Source organism: Mycobacterium sp. 050134, assembly GCF_036409085.1.
Lineage (GTDB): Bacteria > Actinomycetota > Actinomycetes > Mycobacteriales > Mycobacteriaceae > Mycobacterium.
This window is the reverse complement of sequence record NZ_JAZGLV010000002.1, coordinates 266,849-280,931: the sequence shown is the minus strand read 5'-3', so window position 1 is coordinate 280,931 and position 14,083 is coordinate 266,849. Positions and strand designations below refer to the sequence as shown.

Sequence of the window (14,083 nt, the reverse complement as noted above, 5' to 3'; positions counted from 1 at the left end):
ACGCAGGACGCCACGTCGTACTGGAATGGATGCATGTCGTCCGTCAGCCATGCGAAGGGACCGCCGACGCCTTTCAGTGTGCATCGACGGCGTCGATTGTGAAGTGAGAGCGGGGTTTCGGCCGTGAGGCCGCCCTGGATGCACACTGAAGACCCAGGATTCACACTGAACGCCCCGAACGCACACTCAACCCGAGCGGGCGGCGACCACCTCGTCGGCGACGGCCAGCGCCAGCCCCATGATCGACACCTGGGGGTTGACCTCGGGGCAGCTGGGCAGGATCGACGCGTCGGTCACCCACACGCCGTCCGCCCCGCGCAGCCGGCCGGTCTGGTCGACGGGGCACCGCTGCCCGTCGGCGCCCGCGGCCGCCGTGCCGGTGGGGTGGAAGGCGGCCAGATGCAGGCTCCGGGGGGCGCTGCGCCGCAACGCATCCTGCAGCTCCGGCGGCGACGTCACCGTCGGCGCGTGCGGCAGACCGGTGAGGACCTCTACCGCCCCGGCGGCGAACAGCAACCGTCCCATGGCCTCGATCGCCACCATCAGCTTCCCGACGTCGGACCGGTCGATGTTGTAGCGCAGCAGCGTCTCGCCCCGCACCGAGGTCACCGAGCCGACGCCCTTGTCGGCCACCATGGCGCCGAACGTCGCGACGTGCGTGGCCCGGTCGAGCCAGCCGAGCAGGTCGGCACCGTAGCCGGGAAAGACCATGGACCCCATCCCCGGCGGGGTCGAGGTCGCTTCGATGAGCACGCCGTGTGACTCGTGGAACTCGTGCACGGCGGCGCTCTGCAGCACCCCGCGCCAGGCGAGGACGTTGTCATCGAAGCGGCCGGCGAGCATCGTCGCCGGATGCACGGCGAGGTTGCGGCCCAGCCGCGGGTGCGCACCAAGCCCGCTGCGCCGCAACAGCCCCGGCGTCTCGGTGGCGCCGGCGGCCACGATCACCGTGTCGGCCAGGACGTCGAGCGCCGTGCCGTCGGGCCGGCGGGCGCGCACCCCGCGGGCACGCCCGTTCGCGTGCAGCACCCGTTCGACGCGGGCCTGCGCGATGATCCGCGCGCCCGCCGCGCAGGCCTCGGGCAGGGCGTTGAGGTGGACGCCGAACTTGGCGTTGCGCGGGCAGCCGATGGCGCACTGGCAGCAGCCCTCGCAGCCCGGCGCGTTGCGCGGGATGGGCGCCGCCTGCCAGCCGAGCGTGTGGGCGGCGTCGAGCAGCAGCCGACCGTTGCGCCCCATGATCTGCAGCGGCACCGGGGCGACCCGCAGGGTCCGCTCGACGTCGTCGAGGTGGCCGGCCAGCCGGTCCGGGTCGGCCAGGCCGAGCCCGTACTCGTCGCGCCAGCGTCGCTGCACGGCCGTCGGCGGCCGGTAGCAGGTGCCGGAGTTGACGACGGTGGTTCCCCCGACGGCGCGGCCGATCGGCAACACCACCGACGGGCGTCCGAGCGCCACGGTGGCCCCCGCCCCGCGGTACAGGCCGGCATAGCGGTCCATCGGGTGGGTCGCGCGGAACTCCTCGACCGTCCAGCGCCGCCCCTCCTCGATCAGGACGGTCTCGAAGCCGCGCCGGGCCAGCGTGCGGGCCGCCATCGCGGCGCCCGCGCCCGACCCGACGATCACCGCGTCGGCGGTGACGACCGACGGGCTGTCGTCGGATCCGATGACGGTGAGGGCCGCGTCGGGGCGTGCCACGTCGTGCTCCTGAGCGCGGGCCAGCAGTTCGGGTGCGTAGGTGGCGGCGCCGTTGGCGAGCAGCACGATCGCCTTCATGGCCTCCAGGGCCGCGCCGACGTCGGGGTTCAGGCCGGCGACCCGGCGCAGCACCCGGTCGCGGTCGCCGGGGCCGAGCCGGGACAGGGGTCGACCCGTGGTGAGGTAGCTGGCCGCCGACACCCCGAAAAGCCCGGCCCGCAAGGCCATTCGTGAGCTCGCCGGCAGTTGGGTGAGGTAACGGTCGACGCGGTCTTGGAGGTCGGCGGGCGCCGGGCCGCCGTGCTCCTCGGGCAGCAGCGCGCCGCCGAACGAGGCGGCGAGCCGGCTCATGCCCGCCCTAGCCGGCGGCCCAGCTTGATGAAGAGCGGATAGGTCGCGAAGAGGCCGCCCGCGGCGGCGTGCATGGGCCAGTCGAGCCGCTCGGTCTGCACGCCGAAAACTCCACTGTTCCACATGAAGTCGCGGCCGTTGCGGGCGCGGAAGGGGCGCCACAGCACGCCCAGCCCGGGCACGTTGTTGTAGAGCCCGAACGACCCGCCGAAGAACACCCCCAGGGTGGCGGCCTCGGCCAAGTCACGGCGCCCGGCCGGCAGGCGGCGCTCGATCAGGACTCCGGCGGCAAGCAGCAGCGGCGGGTCGAAGAGAAAGCTCATGCGGGGATCCTTTCGTTGAGGGCGGGCGCTCCCGAACCGTCCGGGGTGCCGCGCAGGCCGACCTCGGCGTGCCCGGTGCCCAGCACCGACCAGTGCCGGTCGTCGATGTCGAGGTGGATGTCGGCCTGCTCGGTGTTGGTGCACACCGCCGTGGCGCCGTCAGGGTCGGTGTAACCGAGGCTCACGCATCGTTCCGGAGGCTGGTCGACCCGGATCAGCACCCTGCGCCCGCCGATGCGTCCTTCCAGCTGCCAGTGCCGGAGGCCGAGCGTGGTCCGCATCCGTAGGGACGGCAAATTCCCTGCGGGCCAATCATTTCCGTCAATGCGGAAACGCACGAACGCCAGCGGCGCCAGCCGCCGCAGCCCGGGCTTGTGCGACACCGCGGTGACGGCCTCCACGAGGTCGCCGCCGCCGAGGTCCGCGTGAATCCAGCCCCAGCGCTTGGCGTTGCCGTGCCCGTAGATGTGGGCGACCGCGCCACGCCAGCCGTCGACCCGGAGGGGCTGGTCGGCGACGGTCACCGAGCCGGCGAAGTCGGCGGTGGGGGCGAGCACGACCTGGGCGCCGGGCAGCAGCTCCCGCTCCCATGCGGCCCGGGGAAAGGTCCATAGTGGCGCGCCGGAGTCCTTCCAGGACAGGTCCCAGGCGATCGACCGGGCGCGTCCGCCGAGGTGTTCGGGGCCGAAGCGCGCGCCCGCGGCGTCGAACCACAGGGCCCCGGCGGCGGGGCGGACGGGTTCCGGGCCGAATCGTTCGGTGCGCGGCGGCCCGTCGGCCGGAAACCAGGTCGCCCAGCCGTGGGCGTAGGCGTCGGCCCGCGGCGGTGCCACCGTCTCGCAGTGCACCCACAGGGCGGCGCGGGTGACCGGGTCGGACAGGGTGGCGTACCAGACCTCCAGCCGCCCGGGCTTGCCCCGCCAGCGCGGGGACGCGGCCGATCGCAGTTCGTCGTCCATTGTTCACCTCCGGTCGATCGGTCCACTATATTGGTTGAACCAATGAACCAGTCAAATCCCTTTCAGCCTCCCGACCGGCAGCGCCTCGACGAACAGATCGCCGCGTCGATCGCCGACGCCATCCTCGACGGCGTCTTCCCGCCCGGCTCGGCCCTGCCGCCGGAGCGCGAGCTGGCCGAACGGCTGGAGGTCAACCGCACGTCGCTGCGGCAGGGGCTGGCCCGGCTGCAGCAGATGGGCCTGATCGAGGCCCGGCACGGCAGCGGGACCGTGGTGCGTGACCCGCAGGGGCTGACCCACCCCGCGGTGGTCGAGGCGCTCGTCCGCAAACTGGGCCCCGAGTTCCTCGTCGAGCTGCTGGAGATCCGGGCCGCGCTTGGTCCGCTGATCGGCCGGCTCGCCGCCCAGCGCGGCGGTCCCGAGGGCACCGATGCGTTGCGCGCCGCGTTGGCGGCGGTACAGGGCGCCGACGGCGCCGCGGCGCGCCAAGCCGCCGACCTCGACTACTTCCGGGTGCTCATCAGTTGCAGCCGCAACCGCGCGCTGGGGTTGCTGTATCGCTGGGTCGAACAGGCCTTCGGCGGCCGCGAGCACGAGCTCACCGCCGCCTACGAGGACGCCGACCCGGTGGTGGCCGACCTGCGGGCGATCACCGAGGCGGTGCTGGCGGGTGACGCGGCGGCGGCCGGGGCGGCCGTCGAGGCGTACCTGCTCGCCAGCGCGCAACGAATGGTGTTGGCGTACACCAACATTCAGCCGGACTGAGCCCGCGGTTATTCGGCGATCCGTGTCGCAGGGTGCACCGCGACGAGGCCTAACTTGCTGCGGCGCTTACACATTGCCGCCAGCTCGGCGTAAGCCTTGGCGCCCAACAGCTCGGTCAGCTCGTCGGCCATGCTCTCCCACACCTGCTTGGCGCCGACGTGGGCGCCGGGATCGCCGGTGCAGTACCAGTGTAGATCGGCACCGCCGGAACCCCAGCCGCGCCGGTCGTATTCGGTGACCCAGGTCTTGAGGATCTCGGTGCCGTCCGGCCGGGTCACCCACTCCTGGCTGCGCCGGATTGGTAGCTGCCAGCAGACGTCGGGCTTCATCGTCAGGGGCGGCACGCCCAGCTGGAGCGCCTTGATGTGCAGTGCGCATCCGGCGCCCGCGGCAAACCCCGGCCGATTCAGGAAGATGCACGCTTCCCTGTGCTTGCGGGTCCGGTACTGGGGCTGGCCGTCGTGCTCGTCGAGTTCGAGGTACCCCTTGCGGCCCAATCCCTTGTCGCGGAACTGCCAGTCGTCGTCGGTCAGCTGCTCCACCGCGGCGTCGAGGCGGGCACGGTCGTCGTCGTCGGACAGGAAAGCCCCGTGCGAGCAACAGCCGTCATCCGGGCGCCCGGCCACCGTACCGTGGCACGCCGGCGTGCCGAACACGCACGTCCACCGCGACAGCAGCCAGGTGAGGTCGGCCGCGATCAAGTGTTCGGGATTGTCCGGGTCGTAGAACTCCACCCACTCACGGGCGAAGTCGAGCTCGACCTCGTGTCCCGGCCCCGGCTGCGAATTCGCCACGGGGTCAACGTTAGACCACGGTTCCCGCCGCTCGCTCGGTCGACACCCGGCCTCACCACCCCGGGTAGCGATACGCCGGTCCCGTCGCCCCGCTAGTTTGATTACCGTGCGATTAGGCGTGCTCGACGTGGGCAGCAACACGGTTCACCTCCTGGTGGTTGATGCCCACCGTGGCGGGCATCCCACACCGATGAGTTCGACGAAGGCCACCTTGCGGCTGGCCGAGTCGATCGACAGCTCGGGGAAGATCACCAAGCGAGGCGCCGAGAAGCTGATTTCCACGATCGACGAGTTCGCCAAGATCGCGGACAGCTCGGGCTGCGCCGAGCTGATGGCCTTCGCCACCTCCGCGCTGCGCGACGCCGTGAACTCCGACGACGTGCTCGGCCGGGTCCGCAAGGAGACCGGTGTCGAGCTGAAGGCGCTGAGCGGGGTCGACGAGTCGCGGCTGACCTTCCTGGCGGTGCGCCGGTGGTACGGCTGGAGCGCGGGCCGCATCATCAACCTCGACATCGGTGGCGGCTCCCTGGAAATGTCCAGCGGCGTCGACGAGGACCCCGAGGTGGCGCTGTCGCTGCCGCTGGGCGCCGGGCGGCTCACCCGAGAATGGCTGCCCGACGACCCGCCCGGCCGGCGCCGCGTGGCGATGCTGCGGGACTGGCTGGATGCCGAGCTGGCCGAGGCCAGCGAGCAGGTGCTCGACGCCGGGCCGCCCGACCTCGCGGTCGCGACGTCGAAGACCTTCCGCTCCCTGGCGCGCCTCACCGGTGCGGCACCGTCCGCCGCCGGGCCCCGGGTGAAGCGCACGCTGACGGCAAACGGCCTCAGGCAACTCATATCTTTCATCTCTAGGATGACCACCGCCGACCGCGCCGAACTGGAGGGAGTGAGCGCCGAGCGGGCACCGCAGATCGTGGCGGGTGCCCTGGTGGCGGAGGCGAGCATGCGAGCCCTGTCGATCGAGATGGTGGACATCTGCCCGTGGGCGTTACGGGAAGGTCTCATCTTGCGCAAACTCGACAGCGAAGCCGACGGAACCGCCCTCATGGAGACCTCCATGCGCGATGCTGGAGGGCAGGCGGTGGATCGGGACGGGAACCGATCGAAAGGCGACAAATGACCGGACCACACTCCGAGACCGAGAGCCCCGGCACTCGGCCCATCTCGGTGGCCGAGCTGCTGGCCCGCAACGGCACCATCGGCGCCCCGGCGGTCACCCGGAGGCGTCGCCGTCGCCGCGGTGACAGCGACGCCGTCACGGTCGCCGAGCTCACCGGAGAAATCCCCGTCGTCCGCGTCGACGACCACGACGAGAGCGAGCCGCCCGCGGCGGTTCGCGTCGACGAACCGGTTCGCGAGCGCGCCCAGCGCGCGGCCCCGGAGAGCCCCGAGACCCTCGCCCCCCGGGACCGCCCGACGACGGCCTACTGGTCGGAACCCGAGCCCCGCTGGCCCAAGTCGCCGCCGCAGCCCGAGCGCGCGTCCGGGCCCGAGCGCAGCGAGTACCCGCGGCCGCTGCGCCACGCCGACGACGGGCGCGCCGAGCAGGGCGGCCAGGCCGGCGCCGAGGACATGAGCCCGGACCCGATGGACCATTACGCGGACATCCCCGTTGACGTGATGGATGCCGAGGTCCGCGAGGCGGAGCTCGGGGTCGACGACGATTCGGCGTACGTGCGCTCCTACCTGCGCGACTCGGACTCCACCCTGTTCGGCGGCCAGACCCTGGCCGACGAGCTGGCGCGGCAGGGCGGCGCCAAGCCGGTGACCGCGGCCGACGAGGGCCCGGACCACGACACCGAGCGGGGCCCGGCCGGCGCCGAGCCCGACGACCGCACCGGACCCGGTGGCCGGCTGGAGGCGCTGTGGCGCGGCACCGTGGTGGTGTTCCAGTCGGCCCTGGCCGTCGTGTTCGGGGCCGGGCTGTTCGTGGCGTTCGACCAGCTGTGGCGCTGGAACAGCATCGTGGCGCTGGTGCTGTCGGTGCTGGTCATCCTGGGCCTGGTGGTCGGGGTCCGGGTGGTGCGCAAAACCGAGGACATCGCGAGCACCCTGATCGCGGTGGCGGTGGGCGCGCTGATCACCCTCGGCCCGCTCGCGCTGTCGTTGCAGTCCGGCTAGGCGAGCCCCCGGACCGTTGCGCCCCGCCATCAAAGTCGGACTGTCGACGGCCTCGGTGTACCCCCTGCGGGCCGAGGCCGCGTTCGAGTACGCGGCCCGGCTCGGCTACGACGGGGTTGAGCTGATGGTGTGGAGCGAGTCGGTCAGTCAGGACATCGACGCCGTGGCGAAGCTGTCCCGGCGCTACCGGGTGCCGGTGCTGTCGGTGCACGCCCCCTGCCTGCTGATCTCCCAGCGGGTGTGGGGCGCCAACCCGATCCCGAAGCTGGAACGCAGCGTTCGGGCCGCCGAACAACTTGGCGCGCAGACCGTCGTCGTCCATCCGCCGTTTCGCTGGCAGCGCCGCTATGCGGACGGATTCAGCGAACAGGTAGCGGACCTCGAGGCGTCGTCCGAGGTGCTGGTCGCGGTCGAGAACATGTTCCCGTTCCGCGCGGACCGGTTCTTCCCCGGTCAGTCGCGCGAACGGATGCGCCGGCGCGGCGGCGGCCCCGGGCCGGCCATCTCCGCGTTCGCGCCGTCCTACGATCCGCTGGACGGCAACCACGCCCACTACACGCTGGACCTGTCGCACACCGCAACGGCGGGCAGCGACTCGCTGGAAATGGCCCGCCGCATGGCCGACGGGCTGGTTCACCTGCACCTGTGCGACGGGAGCGGCCTGCCCGCCGACGAGCACCTGATCCCCGGGCGGGGCACCCAACCGACCGCCGAGGTGTGCCAGCTGCTGGCGGCCGGCCAGTTCGCCGGCCACGTCATCCTGGAGGTGTCCACGTCCAGCGCGCGTTCGGCCAGTGAGCGCGAAAACATGCTCACCGAATCGTTGCAGTTCGCCCGCACGCACCTGCTGCGTTGACACCACAGGAGACCATGAACGCGTTATTCACCACCGCAATGGCGTTGCGGGAGGCCGAGCCCGGCGTGTTCGAAGCGGAACTGAACAAGCACTGGACCATCGGGCCGAAGGTGCACGGCGGGGCCATGCTGGCGCTATGCGCCAACGCCGCCCGCGCCGCGTGTGATGGGCAGGAGCTCGCGGTCGAGCCCGTCGCCGTGTCGGCGAACTTCCTCTCGGCGCCGGACCCAGGGCCGATGCGGGTGGTGACGTCGATCCGCAAGCGCGGGCGCCGGATCAGCGTGATCGACGTCGAGCTCACCCAGGGCGAGCGGACCGCGGTGCACGCCGTGGTCAACCTCGGGCAGCCGGAGCACTTCCCGCTCGACGGGTCGGGAGAGGGCGCCAAGCCCCTGCTGTCGGCGAACCCGGTCCTGCACTTGATGGCACCCGAACCGCCCGACGACATCGAACCGATCGGTCCCGGCCATCCGCTGGCGGGCCTGGTCCATCTGGGGGAGGGCTGCGACGTGCGGCCCCTGCTGTCCACGATGCAACCAGGCGCGGACGGCCACCCGCCGATGATCCAGATGTGGGCCCGCCCCCGCGGCGTGGCCCCGGACACCTTGTTCGCGCTGATGTGTGGTGACCTGTCGGCGCCGGTCACCTTCGCGGTGAACCGCACCGGCTGGGCCCCCACCGTGCAACTCACCGCCTACCTGCGGGCGGTGCCCGCCGACGGCTGGTTGCGTATTCTCGCCACCTGCATGGAGATCGGTCACGACTGGTTCGACGAAGACCACATCGTGGTCGACAGCCTGGGCCGGCTCGTCGTGCAGGCGCGCCAGCTGGCCCTCGTCCCTGCCGCTCGCTGACCGTCGCCGTCTGCGATGCTGTCCGGCATGGCAAGAATCGCGATCATCGGTGGCGGCAGCATCGGGGAGGCACTGCTGTCGGGTCTGCTGCGCGCCGGCCGGCAGGTCAAGGACCTGGTGGTGGCCGAGCGGGTACCCGAGCGCGCCAAGTACCTGGCGGACACCTATTCGGTGTTGGTCGCACCGGTCGCGGACGCGGTGGACAACGCGTCGTTCGTCGTCGTCGCCGTCAAGCCGGCCGACGTCGAGCAGGTGATGGGGGAGGTGTCCCGGGTGGCCGCCGCGGCCGAGAGCGACACGGCGGAGCAGGTGTTCGTGACGGTGGCGGCGGGCGTCACGATCGCGTACTTCGAGTCCAGGCTGCCGGCCGGGGCGCCCGTGGTGCGCGCGATGCCGAACGCGGCGGCGCTCGTCGGCGCCGGGGTCACCGCCCTGGCCCGGGGCCGGTTCGTCACGCCTGCGCAGCTCGAGGAGGTCTCGGCGCTGTTCGACTCCGTCGGCGGCGTGCTGACCGTCCCCGAATCCCAGATGGACGCCGTGACCGCCCTGTCCGGCTCGGGGCCGGCCTATTTCCTGTTGATGGTCGAGGCGCTGGTCGACGCCGGGGTCGCGGCGGGCCTGACCCGGCGGGTGGCCACGGACCTCGCGGCCCAGACGATGGCCGGGGCGGCGGCCATGCTGCTGGAACGGCTCGACTCGGACGCCCAGCCCGCGGTGGACCGGCTGCCCGACGCCACCCCGGCGCAACTGCGGGCGACGGTCACCTCACCCGGCGGCACGACCGCCGCTGCGCTGCGCGAACTCGAACGGGGCGGGCTGCGGGTGGCCGTCGACGCCGCGGTTCAGGCCGCAAAAAACCGCTCTGAGCAGCTAAGAATTACATCGGAATAATTAGAGATTTTGGAACTGATTGTCCCCCACCAGTACCAGTAACCCCATCAGTCCCGCTATTCTCCTCTTTGTATGCACGCGTGGGTGCCAGCGGAGGGGAAGCCGCTGGGGTTGCGTGTGCCTGACACGATTGGGTTGCGATGACGTCTACGAACGGGCCATCAGCGCGAGATTCTGCAGGTAAGGCACGGGAAACCGGAGCCGGGGATGGCCAGCAGGCCCGGACGCAATTTCTCACGGTCGCCGAGGTGGCGGCCCTGATGAGGGTGTCCAAGATGACGGTGTACCGGCTGGTGCACAACGGCGAACTGCCCGCGGTTCGGGTCGGGCGGTCTTTCCGGGTGCACGCCAAGGCCGTGCACGACATGCTGGAGACCTCGTACTTCGACGCGGGCTGACCCTGGCCCGGCCTGCGCCGGCGGTGCTGTGACCCGGCGGCCGACCCGGGCGCCATTTGGTGTTCGGTGCGGCCGCCCGGGTAAAGTGGCGGGGTCCTTTTCCATAGTCCTTTCAGGTCCTGCCAAGCAGTCACTGGTCAGATAGCGGAGTTAGCGGAGTCCATGGGTTCAGTTATCAAGAAGCGGCGCAAGCGTATGTCGAAGAAGAAGCACCGCAAGCTGCTGCGCCGCACCCGGGTGCAGCGCAGAAAACTCGGCAAGTAAGCCCCGCGCCCCACCGACCTTGACGTTGCCGTAAACGCCGCTGCCGCGGTTTGCCATTAGGCTAATTTGGATGGATTCGTCGAGCGGGGTAGGTCCCGACACTGGCGGCGCCGGGGGTGGCGCGGTGGGCGACACCGTGCACTACCCCAAGGTCGTCCTGGTTACCGGTGCGTGCCGGTTCCTGGGCGGCTACCTGACCGCTCGGCTGGCCCAGAACTCCTTGATCAAGACGGTGATCGCGGTGGATGCGATCGCGCCGAGCAAGGACATGCTGCGCCGGATGGGCCGCGCCGAGTTCGTCCGCGCCGACATTCGGAATCCCTTCATCGCCAAGGTGATTCGTAACGGCGAGGTGGACACGGTGGTGCACGCTGCGGCGGCGTCGTACGCGCCTCGGTCCGGCGGCACGGCCGCGCTCAAGGAAATCAACGTGATGGGCGCGATGCAACTCTTCGCGGCCTGTCAGAAGGCACCGTCGGTGCGGCGCGTCGTGCTCAAGTCGACGTCCGAGGTCTACGGCTCCAGCCCGCGTGACCCGGTCATGTTCACCGAGGACAGCTCCAGCCGAAAACCGTTCCGCGGCGGCTTCGCAAAGGACAGCCTCGATATCGAGGGCTACGCGCGCGGCCTCGGCCGCCGCCGCCCCGACATCGCGGTGACAATTCTGCGGCTGGCCAACATGATCGGGCCCGCGATGGACACGACGCTGTCGCGGTATCTCGCGGGACCGTTGGTGCCCACGATGTTCGGCCGCGACGCGCGACTGCAGCTGCTGCACGAACAGGATGCGCTCGGCGCGCTGGAGCGTGCGGCGATGGCGGGTAAGGCCGGCACGTTCAACATCGGCGCCGACGGCATAATCATGCTGTCCCAGGCGATTCGGCGCGCGGGCCGTATTCCTTTGCCGGTGCCGGGATTCGGCGTCTGGGCGCTCGATTCGCTGCGGCGCGCCAACCGGTACAACGAGATCAGCCGGGATCAGTTTGATTATTTGAGTTACGGCCGCGTCATGGACACCAGCCGGATGCGGGCGGAGCTGGGCTACCAGCCGAAATGGAGTACGGCGGAGGCGTTCGATGACTACGTTCGTGGTCGCGGCCTCACTCCCATTATCGATCCTGATCGGGTACGCTCCTGGGAAGATCGCGCCATAACCCTCGCGCAACGCTGGGGTAGCCGAAATCCATTTTCATGGGGTGGGGTCAGGTAGATATCGTGGCGGCCGACAACAGAGCCAATGTTATTCCACTGCATACTAATCGGGGTCGGGTAGCGGCGCGTCGCAGAGCCGATCAACGGTCCGATCCGTCCCGCCAGCACCCGTCGCTGCTGACGGATCCGCGGGAGCGGGCGTCGGCCGAACAGATCGCCGCCGTCGTCCGCGAGATCGACGAGCACCGGCGCGCCGCGGGTGCGGCCGGCACCACCGAGGCGCCCCTCAGCGAGCTCGCTCAGCGCGTCGCGGCGGTCGCGGGATTCCTGCGCCAGCGGTTCACCGGTGACTACACGGTCGACGAGTTCGGCTTCGACCCGCACTTCAACAGCGCGATCGTCCGCCCGCTGCTGCGGTTATTCTTCCGCTCTTGGTTCCGGGTGGAGGTGAGCGGCATCGAGAACCTGCCCGCCGACGGCGCCGCGTTGCTGGTGGCCAACCACGCCGGGGTCCTGCCGTTCGACGGACTGATGCTGTCCGTGGCGGTGCACGACGAGCACCCCGCGCATCGGGACCTGCGGCTGCTGGCCGCCGACATGGTGTTCGACCTGCCCGTGGTGGGCGAGGCAGCCCGGAAGGCCGGCCACACCATGGCCTGCGTGACGGACGCGCACCGGCTGCTCGCCGCCGGCGAGCTGACCGCGGTGTTCCCCGAGGGCTACAAGGGGCTGGGCAAGCGCTTCGAGGACCGTTACCGGTTGCAGCGGTTCGGCCGGGGCGGCTTCGTGACGGCGGCCCTGCGCACCAAGGCGCCGATCATCCCGTGCTCGATTATCGGCTCGGAAGAGATCTACCCGATGCTCACGGACGTGAAGCTGCTGGCGAGGCTGTTCGGCCTGCCCTACTTCCCGGTCACACCGCTGTTCCCGCTGGCCGGGCCCGCTGGCCTGGTGCCGCTGCCGTCGAAGTGGCGCATCGCGTTCGGGGAGCCGATCTACACGAACGACTACGCCGCGTCCGACGCCGAGGACCCCATGGTGACGTTCGAGCTGACCGATCAGGTGCGCGAGACCATCCAGCAGACGCTGTATCGGTTGCTCGCGGGGCGCCGCAACATCTTTTTCGGCTGAACGTTCGCTGACCTTCTTCACTTCGTTTCCCTGCGCGGAAACGGCGAACGCCCCGGAGCCAACGGCTTCCGGGGCGCTTTCGCTGACGAGTTACTTGACCATCGTGAACTGGCAGACGTTGGTGTAGCCGTCGCGGAACAGGTCCGCGCAGCCCCGCAAATACTTCAGGTAGATGTCGTAGGTCTCCTGCCCCTTGAGGGCGATCGCCTCATCCTTGTGCGCCTCGAGGGCGTCGGCCCAGGCCGTCAGCGTCGGGACGTAGTTCTTGCCGATGAAGTGGTGCCGCTCGATCTTGAAGCCCGCATCCTGCGAGTACTTGTCGACCAGGTCGACCTGGGGCAACTTCCCGCCCGGGTAGATCTCCTTGAGAATGAAGCTGATGAACCGCAGCAGGGACATGGTGACCTTAAGGCCCATCGCGTCGCCCTCTTCGCGGCTGGGGACCACGATCGAGTGCAGCAACATGCGGCCGTCGTCGGGCAGTAGGTCGTAGTACTTCTTGAAGAAGGTGGCGTAGCGCTGGTACCCGGCGTCACCGGCGCCGTCGGCGAAGTGCTCGAACGCACCCAGCGATACGATGCGGTCGATCGGCTCGTCGGGGAATTCTTCCCAACCCTGGATCCGCACCTCCTTGCGGCGCGGGCTGTCCATCTTCTCGAACTCCGCCACGCAGTGCGCATACTGATTCTCGCTGAGCGTCAGGCCGATGACGTTGACGTCGTATTCGGCCACCGCGTGCCGCATCGTCGAGCCCCAGCCGCTACCGATGTCCAGCAGCGTCATGCCGGGCTCGAGATTCAGCTTGTCGAGTGCGAGCTTGCGCTTGGCGTACTGGGCCTCTTCCAACGTCGCTGCGCCCTCTTCCCAGTAACCGCAGCTGTACGTCATCGACGGGTCGAGCCAAAGCTTGAAGAACTCGTTGGACTTGTCGTAGTGGGATCGGACTGCCGCAACCGGCGGCTTCAGCTGGGTGCCACCCGTTTCACCCTGTGACGTCATTAAATTGACCCTACTTTCCACCCGATATTGATGCAATTGCGGCGACGGTGTCTTCGGCGCTCGCCTCTTGATGCGCGGCTTCCCCCAGCATCGTGACGACACCTGTGACAACCGGCTTGCCCTCGGCGTCTGTGATCTCGCTGCGGATTTCGGCGAGGACAGTGCCGTGTGACTCGATCACGGAGTCTAAGTAGGTGTCGAAGAACAGCTTATCGTGAGCCAGGATCGGGCGGTGAAACTTCAATTTCTGGTCGCGGTGGAAGACCCGGGCGATGTTGATCGGGATCTTGAACTTGGTGAAGATCTCCAGCTGCACGCGCCGACCCGCGATCGCCGCGAAGGTCAGCGGGGCGACCAGGCTCGGGTAACCGAGTTCGGCGGCGTCAGCCTCGTTGTAGTGCGCCGGGTGGTCGTCGAGGATGGCTGCCGCGAACTCGCGGATCTTCTCCCGCCCTACCTCGAAATAGTCCGATCCTCGGTAGTTACTGCCGATGAGTCCTTGCGCTTCTTCCGGGACTGTCATGCCGCTG

The 14,083-nt window shown here is 69.8% G+C and carries 16 protein-coding genes; 10 read left to right on the top strand and 6 right to left on the bottom strand.

Features of this window, described 5'->3' with window-relative positions; genetic code table 11:
• Nucleotides 1-186: 186 nt before the first annotated feature.
• The 3 genes from SKC42_RS03430 to SKC42_RS03420 are packed head-to-tail and all read right to left on the bottom strand — an operon-like array spanning nucleotide 187 to nucleotide 3,328.
• Nucleotides 187-2,046, bottom strand: a complete 1,860-nt coding sequence (locus tag SKC42_RS03430) for a GMC family oxidoreductase (RefSeq protein ID WP_330962894.1) — start codon at nucleotides 2,044-2,046, stop codon at nucleotides 187-189.
• Nucleotides 2,043-2,369, bottom strand: coding sequence for a hypothetical protein (locus SKC42_RS03425; RefSeq protein ID WP_330962893.1), 327 nt, complete (start codon nucleotides 2,367-2,369; stop codon nucleotides 2,043-2,045). Before SKC42_RS03425 ends, SKC42_RS03430 begins: the two co-directional genes overlap by 4 nt.
• Nucleotides 2,366-3,328 carry a hypothetical protein gene (locus SKC42_RS03420; RefSeq protein WP_330962892.1) on the bottom strand — a complete coding sequence of 321 codons (963 nt, stop codon included), beginning with the start codon at nucleotides 3,326-3,328 and terminating at the stop codon, nucleotides 2,366-2,368. The genes SKC42_RS03425 and SKC42_RS03420 overlap by 4 nt, the downstream gene beginning before the upstream one ends.
• 42 nt (nucleotides 3,329-3,370) lie before the next feature.
• Between SKC42_RS03420 and SKC42_RS03415 the strand changes: the two genes are divergently transcribed.
• Nucleotides 3,371-4,093: a FadR/GntR family transcriptional regulator gene (locus SKC42_RS03415; RefSeq protein WP_330962891.1), complete on the top strand. Its 723-nt coding sequence runs from the start codon at nucleotides 3,371-3,373 to the stop codon at nucleotides 4,091-4,093.
• 8 nt (nucleotides 4,094-4,101) lie between these two features.
• Here SKC42_RS03415 and SKC42_RS03410 read toward each other — a convergent pair whose 3' ends face one another.
• Nucleotides 4,102-4,887: a hypothetical protein gene (locus SKC42_RS03410; RefSeq protein ID WP_330962890.1), complete on the bottom strand. Its 786-nt coding sequence runs from the start codon at nucleotides 4,885-4,887 to the stop codon at nucleotides 4,102-4,104.
• Between the two features lie 106 nt (nucleotides 4,888-4,993).
• Between SKC42_RS03410 and SKC42_RS03405 the strand changes: the two genes are divergently transcribed.
• The 9 genes from SKC42_RS03405 to SKC42_RS03365 all read left to right on the top strand — a co-directional run bounded on the left by SKC42_RS03405 (nucleotide 4,994) and on the right by SKC42_RS03365 (nucleotide 12,554).
• Nucleotides 4,994-6,007, top strand: coding sequence for a Ppx/GppA family phosphatase (locus tag SKC42_RS03405; protein WP_330962889.1), 1,014 nt, complete (start codon nucleotides 4,994-4,996; stop codon nucleotides 6,005-6,007).
• Nucleotides 6,004-7,008: a hypothetical protein gene (locus SKC42_RS03400; RefSeq protein WP_330962888.1), complete on the top strand. Its 1,005-nt coding sequence runs from the start codon at nucleotides 6,004-6,006 to the stop codon at nucleotides 7,006-7,008. Before SKC42_RS03405 ends, SKC42_RS03400 begins: the two co-directional genes overlap by 4 nt.
• A 16-nt stretch (nucleotides 7,009-7,024) precedes the next feature.
• Entirely contained in the window at nucleotides 7,025-7,864 is an 840-nt protein-coding gene (locus tag SKC42_RS03395; RefSeq protein WP_330962887.1) for a sugar phosphate isomerase/epimerase family protein, read from the top strand.
• Between the two features lie 14 nt (nucleotides 7,865-7,878).
• Entirely contained in the window at nucleotides 7,879-8,718 is an 840-nt protein-coding gene (locus SKC42_RS03390; RefSeq protein WP_330962886.1) for a thioesterase family protein, read from the top strand.
• 27 nt (nucleotides 8,719-8,745) lie between these two features.
• Nucleotides 8,746-9,609: a pyrroline-5-carboxylate reductase gene (proC, locus tag SKC42_RS03385; protein ID WP_330962885.1), complete on the top strand. Its 864-nt coding sequence runs from the start codon at nucleotides 8,746-8,748 to the stop codon at nucleotides 9,607-9,609.
• 140 nt (nucleotides 9,610-9,749) lie between these two features.
• Nucleotides 9,750-10,007, top strand: a complete 258-nt coding sequence (locus SKC42_RS03380) for a cell division/environmental response transcriptional regulator (RefSeq protein ID WP_330962884.1) — start codon at nucleotides 9,750-9,752, stop codon at nucleotides 10,005-10,007.
• Between the two features lie 162 nt (nucleotides 10,008-10,169).
• Complete coding sequence (locus SKC42_RS03375; protein ID WP_003402602.1) at nucleotides 10,170-10,271, top strand: 30S ribosomal protein bS22; 102 nt, start codon at nucleotides 10,170-10,172, stop codon at nucleotides 10,269-10,271.
• Nucleotides 10,272-10,341: 70 nt separating this feature from the next.
• Nucleotides 10,342-11,481, top strand: a complete 1,140-nt coding sequence (locus tag SKC42_RS03370) for an SDR family oxidoreductase (protein ID WP_330962883.1) — start codon at nucleotides 10,342-10,344, stop codon at nucleotides 11,479-11,481.
• Nucleotides 11,463-12,554: a lysophospholipid acyltransferase family protein gene (locus SKC42_RS03365; protein ID WP_330962882.1), complete on the top strand. Its 1,092-nt coding sequence runs from the start codon at nucleotides 11,463-11,465 to the stop codon at nucleotides 12,552-12,554. Before SKC42_RS03370 ends, SKC42_RS03365 begins: the two co-directional genes overlap by 19 nt.
• 90 nt (nucleotides 12,555-12,644) lie before the next feature.
• Here SKC42_RS03365 and SKC42_RS03360 read toward each other — a convergent pair whose 3' ends face one another.
• Nucleotides 12,645-13,553 (bottom strand): cyclopropane mycolic acid synthase family methyltransferase, encoded by a 909-nt coding sequence (locus SKC42_RS03360; RefSeq protein WP_330962881.1) that lies wholly within the window; start codon nucleotides 13,551-13,553, stop codon nucleotides 12,645-12,647.
• A 10-nt stretch (nucleotides 13,554-13,563) separates the two neighbouring features.
• On the bottom strand, nucleotides 13,564-14,076 hold the full coding sequence (locus SKC42_RS03355; protein ID WP_330962880.1) for an FAS1-like dehydratase domain-containing protein: 513 nt from the start codon (nucleotides 14,074-14,076) through the stop codon (nucleotides 13,564-13,566).
• Nucleotides 14,077-14,083: the final 7 nt, after the last annotated feature.